We start from the raw sequence: 5,825 nt of genomic DNA on the forward strand, positions 1-5,825 counted from the left end.
TCGTGGAACATCTCCTTCGACGCGGGCACGGGTCTCGGGTCGGTGGTCATGGGTGGCGTCGCCGGTTTCGGATACGTCGTCCTGTTCACGGTCGCGGCCGGCGTGGTGCTGCTCGTCGGCGGTCCCGCGGCGGTGGGCGCCCGGCGCACCCGGCCGACGCGTGATCTGACCTCGCCCGCCACGGACGATAAAGTGAGCCCATGACCTCATCGGCCCCGCGGGTGGCGCTCCTCGACTACGGCTCGGGCAATCTCCGCTCGGCCCATCGCGCGCTGGAGCGTGTCGGCGCCCGGGTCGAGCTCACCTCGGACCACCGGGTCGCCACCGAGGCGGACGCACTCGTGGTCCCGGGGGTCGGCGCGTTCGCGGCGTGCATGGAGGGTCTCCGGGCCGTCAAGGGGCCGAGGATCATCGGCGAGCGTCTGGCCGGTGGTCGCCCAGTGCTGGGGATCTGCGTGGGAATGCAGGTCATGTTCGAGCGGGGGACCGAGTTCTCGGACGGTGAACACGCCGAGTCCGGGGCCGCGGGCTGTGGGGAGTGGCCCGGGGTCGTCGAGCGACTGGAGGCTCCTGTGTTGCCGCACATGGGGTGGAACACCGTCGAGGCGCCCGAGCGCAGCGTCCTGTTCGCCGGCATGCCCGCCGACGAGCGCTTCTACTTCGTCCACTCCTACGGGGTGCAGCGATGGGAGATGGAGCCGTCCGACCACCTGACCCCGCCGGACGTCACCTGGGCCCAGCACGGCACGAGATTCATCGCCGCCGTGGAGAACGGCCCCCTGTCGGCCACCCAGTTCCACCCTGAGAAGTCGGGAGATGCAGGCCTGCAGCTCCTCGAGAACTGGATCAGATCCCTTGGCTGACCGCCGGGGTCGCCCGGCGCCCGTATCGTTCGCGGTGCTGGCGCTGGGGGTCTCCGGGGCGGGGGTACTGGTCCTGGGACTGACCGCCCTGGCGGTCGCGCTGTTCCCGCTGCCGCCGGCGGGCCGGGCCGTCGTCGCTCTGGTCGGTGTGATCCTGACCGTCGTGGCGATGGGGGTCGTGTCCACCCGCATCACTGATCGGGCGATCCGTGCCGAGTACGGAGACGAGCCCGCCGTCGAGGTCGGGGTCGACTCCGGCGTACACCCCGGGGAGCCGTCGGAACCGGCCGAGGGCGATGGGGAGCACCCCCGGGCGGACGGACTACGCTGATGCCCGTGACCAACGCTTCTTACCTCGAACTCCTGCCCGCCGTGGACGTCGCCGACGGGCAGGCCGTCCGTCTGGTGCAGGGGGAGGCCGGGACCGAGACCTCGTACGGATCTCCGCTCGAGGCCGCGATGCAGTGGCAGCGGGACGGGGCCGAGTGGGTCCACCTGGTGGATCTCGACGCCGCCTTCGGACGCGGGACCAACCGCGACCTCCTGGCCGAGGTGGTCGGCGCGCTCGACGTCAAGGTCGAGATGTCCGGGGGGATCCGCGACGACGACTCGCTGGAGGCCGCCCTCGCGACCGGCTGCGCCCGGGTCAACCTGGGGACCGCCGCCCTGGAGAACCCGGAGTGGTGCGCCTCCGCGATCGCCCGGCACGGCGATCGCATCGCGGTGGGGCTGGACGTCCGTGTGGTCGACGGCGAGCCCCGACTCCGTGGCCGCGGGTGGGTGTCCGACGGGGGCAACCTGTGGGAGGTGCTGGAGCGCCTCGACAAGGACGGGTGTGCGCGGTACGTCGTCACCGACGTCTCCAAGGACGGCATGCTCAACGGTCCGAACCTCGAGATGCTCTCCCAGGTGTGCTCGGTCACCGGAGCGCCGGTGGTGGCGTCCGGCGGGGTGTCCTCCGTGGCCGACCTCGAGGCCATCGCGACGCTGGTGCCCGAGGGCGTCGAGGGCGCGATCGTGGGCAAGGCCCTCTACGCCGGTCGCTTCACCCTCCCCGAGGCGCTGGCCGCGGTGAGTGTCCGCTGAATCGGCCATGACCACCTTGTAGCCACACCCACCCGCATGACCTCGAGCAGGAGGCCCGAGATGACCGATCAGACCGGAAACACCCTGCCGACGGACCTGTCCGTCGACCCCGCGGAAGCGCTCGCCCTGGCGGCCCGCGTGCTCGAGGAGGTCACCCCCCGCTTCATCGAGGGACTGGGTGCCGAGGGCACGCGCGCCAAGGGCTCGCGCAACGACTTCGCGACCGAGCTCGACCTCGAGCTGGAGCGTCGGATCTCCGACGCGCTGCGCGAGGGCACCGAGCTCGAGGTGCACGGCGAGGAATTCGGCGGCCCGCCGGTCAACGAGGGCACGCTCTGGGTGGTCGACCCGATCGACGGCACGGCCAACTACTCCCTCGGCATCCCCACCACCGGCATCCTCGTCTCGCTGGTCCACGAGCGACAGCCTGTACTGGGACTGACCTGGCTTCCGCTCCTCGGCCTGCGGTTCACCTCGATCGCCGGGGGTCCGCTCAAGGAGAACGACGAGGAGATCCCACGGATCGCCGACGTCTCCATCCGCGATGTGGCGCTGGGCCTCGGGTCGCTCAACACCGGCGCCCGCACCACCTACCCGCCGGCCTACCGCCGCGAGGTATTCGAGCAGCTCACGCTCGACGCGGCCCGCACCCGCAAGTTCGGATCGACGGGGGTCGACCTGTCGTTCGTGGGCTCCAGCCGGTTGTCCGCCGCGGTGAGCTTCGGCAACTACGCGTGGGACAACGCGGCGGGCGCCTCCCACATCCGCGCGGCCGGGGGAGTGGTCACCGACCTGACCGGTGAGCCGTGGTCGATCGACTCCCAGTCGATCCTCGCCGCCGGCCCGCGAGCGCACGCGGAGGTGCTCGGCACCATCCGCGAGCTCGGCGAGCCGGGCAACTTCTTCGAGGCGGGCCGTCGCCGGGCCACCCCCGGTCCCGACGGCAACCGCCCGTGGCTCGACGGGGAGCGGTGACCCGGGCATGACACTCGCCACCCGGGTGATCCCGTGCCTCGACGTCGACGCGGGCCGCGTGGTCAAGGGCGTGAACTTCCTCGATCTGCGGGACGCCGGTGATCCGGTCGAGCTGGCCGCCGCCTACGACGCGCAGGGCGCGGACGAGCTGACCTTCCTCGACGTGACCGCGTCGTCCTCGGGGCGCGGGACCATGCTCGACGTGGTCACACGCACCGCCGAGCAGGTCTTCATCCCCCTCACCGTGGGCGGCGGGGTGCGCGCCGCCGAGGACGTCGACCAGCTCCTCCGCGCCGGGGCGGACAAGGTCAGCGTCAACACCGCGGCGATCGCGCGTCCGGAGCTGCTCGAGGAGCTCAGCAGGCGCTTCGGCTCCCAGTGCATCGTCCTGTCCGTCGACGCCCGGACGGTGCCGGAGGGCGAGGCCCCCACACCATCGGGATGGGAGGTCACCACCCACGGTGGCCGCCGGGGCACCGGGATCGACGCCGTCGAGTGGGCCCGGCGTGGCCAGGAGCTGGGGGTGGGGGAGATCCTGCTCAACTCGATGGACGCGGACGGCACCAAGGCGGGCTTCGACCTGGACATGGTCCGTGCGGTCCGTGCGGCGGTGACGATCCCCGTGATCGCCTCCGGCGGGGCCGGCGCGGTCGAGCACTTCGCCCCCGCGGTCAAGGCCGGCGCCGACGCCGTTCTCGCGGCCAGCGTCTTCCACTTCGGCGAGATGACGATCGGCGACGTGAAGAGGGCCATGGCGGCCGAGGGGATCACGGTCCGATGAGCGATCCGGCCCTGGACCCGACCATCGCCGACCGGCTCACCCGGAACGCGGAGGGTCTGATCGCTGCCGTCGTGCAGGACGCGACCTCCGGTCGGGTCCTCATGATGGCGTGGATGGACGACGCCGCCCTCGCCGAGACGCTGGCCACGCGGCGCGGGGTGTACTACTCGCGCTCGCGCGGGACGCGGTGGGTCAAGGGGGAGACCTCCGGCCACGTGCAGCACGTGCGCAGCGTGGAGATCGACTGCGACGGCGACACCGTCCTGCTGAAGGTGGACCAGACCGGGGCCGCCTGTCACAACGGCACGGTCAGCTGCTTCGACACCGACACACTCCTCGGGGAGGACTGAGCCCGTGCCCTTCATCCAGATCAACCAGCTCGACGGGATGGACCCCGAGTCCAAGTCCCGGGTGATCGAGGCCGTCACAGCCGCCTACGCCGAGGCCGCGGGCAAGGACCCGGCCAAGGTGTGGGTGCTCGTCAACGACATGCCGCACGACTCGTTCGGGATCGGCGGCCGGGTCGTCGGATGAGTACCAGGACCACCACCTTCGAGCAGTTCCGGGCGCTCGCCTCGGGCCACCGGGTCGTCCCCGTGGTGCGCACGGTGCTCGCCGACTCCGAGACGCCGCTCTCCGCGTACGACAAGCTCGCGGCCGACCGGCCCGGGACCTTCCTGCTGGAGTCGGCCGAGCACGGCCGGTCGTGGTCGCGGTGGTCGTTCATCGGCTGTGGGTCGGCCGCGGCGTTGACCGTCGACGACGCGGGTGAGGCCATGTGGTTGGGGCACGTGCCCGCGGGGGCTCCGACGGGCGGCGACCCGCTCGACGCCCTGCGCCGGACCCTGGACCTGCTGAGGACCGACCAGATCGAGGGCCTGCCGCCGCTGACGTCCGGGCTGGTGGGTTACCTCGGGTACGACATCGTGCGCCGACTCGAGCGCATCACACCGGACACCACCGATGACCTCCACATCCCCGAGCTCGTCCAGATGCTGGCCACCGACCTGGCGGCGTTCGACCACCACGAGGGCCGGATCCACCTGATCGCCAACGCGGTCAACTGGGACGGCAGCGACGACCGGGTCGAGGAGGCCTACGCCGACGCGGTGGCCAGGGTGGACTCGATGACGGCGAGGCTCGCGGCTCCCGGCGCCGGCGGGGTCAGCGTCTTCGACACACCGGATCCGCGGATGCGCCGCCGCACCGACGAGTCGACCTACCACGCGCGGGTGGCCGACATCATCGAGCAGATCTACTCCGGGGAGGCCTTCCAGGTGGTGCTCAGCCAGCGCTTCGAGGTCGACACCTCGGCCTCGCCGAGAGACGTCTACCGGATCCTGCGCACGACCAATCCGAGCCCCTACATGTATCTGATGACGGTCCCGGACGGCAGCGGGGACGACGGTTTCGGTGGCACCGCGTTCACCATCGTCGGATCGAGCCCCGAGGCCCTGGTCAAGGTGCAGGACGGGCTGGCCACGACCCATCCGATCGCCGGGACCCGGCCGCGGGGTGAGGACGACGAGCACGATGTCCTGCTGGCCAAGGACCTCGTGGAGGACGCCAAGGAGAACGCCGAGCACCTCATGTTGGTGGATCTGGGTCGCAACGACCTCGGCCGCGTCTGCGAGCCGGGTTCCGTCGTGGTGACCGAGTTCCGCCAGGTCGAGCGGTACAGCCACGTGATGCACCTGGTCTCCACCGTGACGGGCCGCCTGGCGGAGGGGCGCACGGGCATCGACGCCGTCACGGCCTGTTTCCCGGCCGGCACCCTGTCGGGCTCGCCCAAACCCCGCGCGCTGCAGATCATCGAGGATCTCGAGGACACCCGTCGCGGGGTCTACGGGGGAGTGGTCGGTTATGTCGACTTCGCCGGCAACGCCGATCAGGCGATCGCCATCAGGTCCGCGGTGCTCAAGGACGGGACCGCCTACGTCCAGGCCGGTGCCGGGATCGTCGCCGACTCGGTCGCCGCATCCGAGGACGAGGAGTGCCGCAACAAGGCGATGGCGGTCCTCCGCGCCGTCGCGGCGGCGGACACCCTGAGACCCGCGGGCCCCACGGGAGGCGCTGCGGGCGCGGACACGCCGGGGGAGGGCCGGTGACCCAGAACGCCC

8 protein-coding genes and 1 pseudogene are annotated in these 5,825 nt (G+C 71.6%); all 9 read left to right on the top strand.

Features of this window, described 5'->3' with window-relative positions; all coding sequences use genetic code 11:
- Nucleotides 1-204 (top strand): annotated as a pseudogene (locus G6020_RS05575) (MFS transporter); the annotation flags it as partial.
- The gene (hisH, locus tag G6020_RS05580; RefSeq protein WP_182609939.1) at nucleotides 201-863 is read left to right on the top strand and encodes an imidazole glycerol phosphate synthase subunit HisH; all 663 of its coding nucleotides are present in this window, start codon (nucleotides 201-203) and stop codon (nucleotides 861-863) included. The pseudogene G6020_RS05575 and the gene hisH, both read left to right, overlap by 4 nt.
- Nucleotides 856-1,194, top strand: coding sequence for a hypothetical protein (locus G6020_RS05585; protein WP_241732584.1), 339 nt, complete (start codon nucleotides 856-858; stop codon nucleotides 1,192-1,194). The genes hisH and G6020_RS05585 overlap by 8 nt, the downstream gene beginning before the upstream one ends.
- Complete coding sequence (gene priA / locus G6020_RS05590; RefSeq protein ID WP_179525140.1) at nucleotides 1,194-1,949, top strand: bifunctional 1-(5-phosphoribosyl)-5-((5-phosphoribosylamino)methylideneamino)imidazole-4-carboxamide isomerase/phosphoribosylanthranilate isomerase PriA; 756 nt, start codon at nucleotides 1,194-1,196, stop codon at nucleotides 1,947-1,949. The genes G6020_RS05585 and priA overlap by 1 nt, the downstream gene beginning before the upstream one ends.
- A gap of 60 nt (nucleotides 1,950-2,009) precedes the next feature.
- Complete coding sequence (locus G6020_RS05595; RefSeq protein WP_179525141.1) at nucleotides 2,010-2,924, top strand: inositol monophosphatase; 915 nt, start codon at nucleotides 2,010-2,012, stop codon at nucleotides 2,922-2,924.
- 7 nt (nucleotides 2,925-2,931) lie between these two features.
- A complete protein-coding gene (gene hisF, locus G6020_RS05600) occupies nucleotides 2,932-3,705 on the top strand; it encodes an imidazole glycerol phosphate synthase subunit HisF (RefSeq protein WP_179525142.1) in 774 nt (257 codons plus the stop codon).
- Nucleotides 3,702-4,055 carry a phosphoribosyl-AMP cyclohydrolase gene (gene hisI, locus G6020_RS05605; protein ID WP_179525143.1) on the top strand — a complete coding sequence of 118 codons (354 nt, stop codon included), beginning with the start codon at nucleotides 3,702-3,704 and terminating at the stop codon, nucleotides 4,053-4,055. Before hisF ends, hisI begins: the two co-directional genes overlap by 4 nt.
- Before the next feature lie 4 nt (nucleotides 4,056-4,059).
- On the top strand, nucleotides 4,060-4,239 hold the full coding sequence (locus tag G6020_RS05610; RefSeq protein ID WP_179525144.1) for a tautomerase family protein: 180 nt from the start codon (nucleotides 4,060-4,062) through the stop codon (nucleotides 4,237-4,239).
- On the top strand, nucleotides 4,236-5,813 hold the full coding sequence (locus tag G6020_RS05615) for an anthranilate synthase component I (protein ID WP_179525145.1): 1,578 nt from the start codon (nucleotides 4,236-4,238) through the stop codon (nucleotides 5,811-5,813). The genes G6020_RS05610 and G6020_RS05615 overlap by 4 nt, the downstream gene beginning before the upstream one ends.
- Nucleotides 5,814-5,825 lie beyond the last annotated feature (12 nt).

The organism is Dietzia sp. B19 (assembly GCF_014145155.1).
Taxonomy (GTDB): Bacteria; Actinomycetota; Actinomycetes; order Mycobacteriales; family Mycobacteriaceae; genus Dietzia; species Dietzia natronolimnaea.

What these genes read in the sequence shown, in the direction of transcription:
- hisF (WP_179525142.1), top strand. Translation starts at nt 2,932, where the DNA reads ATGACACTCGCCACCCGGGTGATCCCGTGCCTCGACGTCGACGCGGGC.
- G6020_RS05615 (WP_179525145.1), top strand. Translation starts at nt 4,236, where the DNA reads ATGAGTACCAGGACCACCACCTTCGAGCAGTTCCGGGCGCTCGCCTCG.
- hisH (WP_182609939.1), top strand. Translation starts at nt 201, where the DNA reads ATGACCTCATCGGCCCCGCGGGTGGCGCTCCTCGACTACGGCTCGGGC.
- priA (WP_179525140.1), top strand. Translation starts at nt 1,194, where the DNA reads ATGCCCGTGACCAACGCTTCTTACCTCGAACTCCTGCCCGCCGTGGAC.
- G6020_RS05595 (WP_179525141.1), top strand. Translation starts at nt 2,010, where the DNA reads ATGACCGATCAGACCGGAAACACCCTGCCGACGGACCTGTCCGTCGAC.
- hisI (WP_179525143.1), top strand. Translation starts at nt 3,702, where the DNA reads ATGAGCGATCCGGCCCTGGACCCGACCATCGCCGACCGGCTCACCCGG.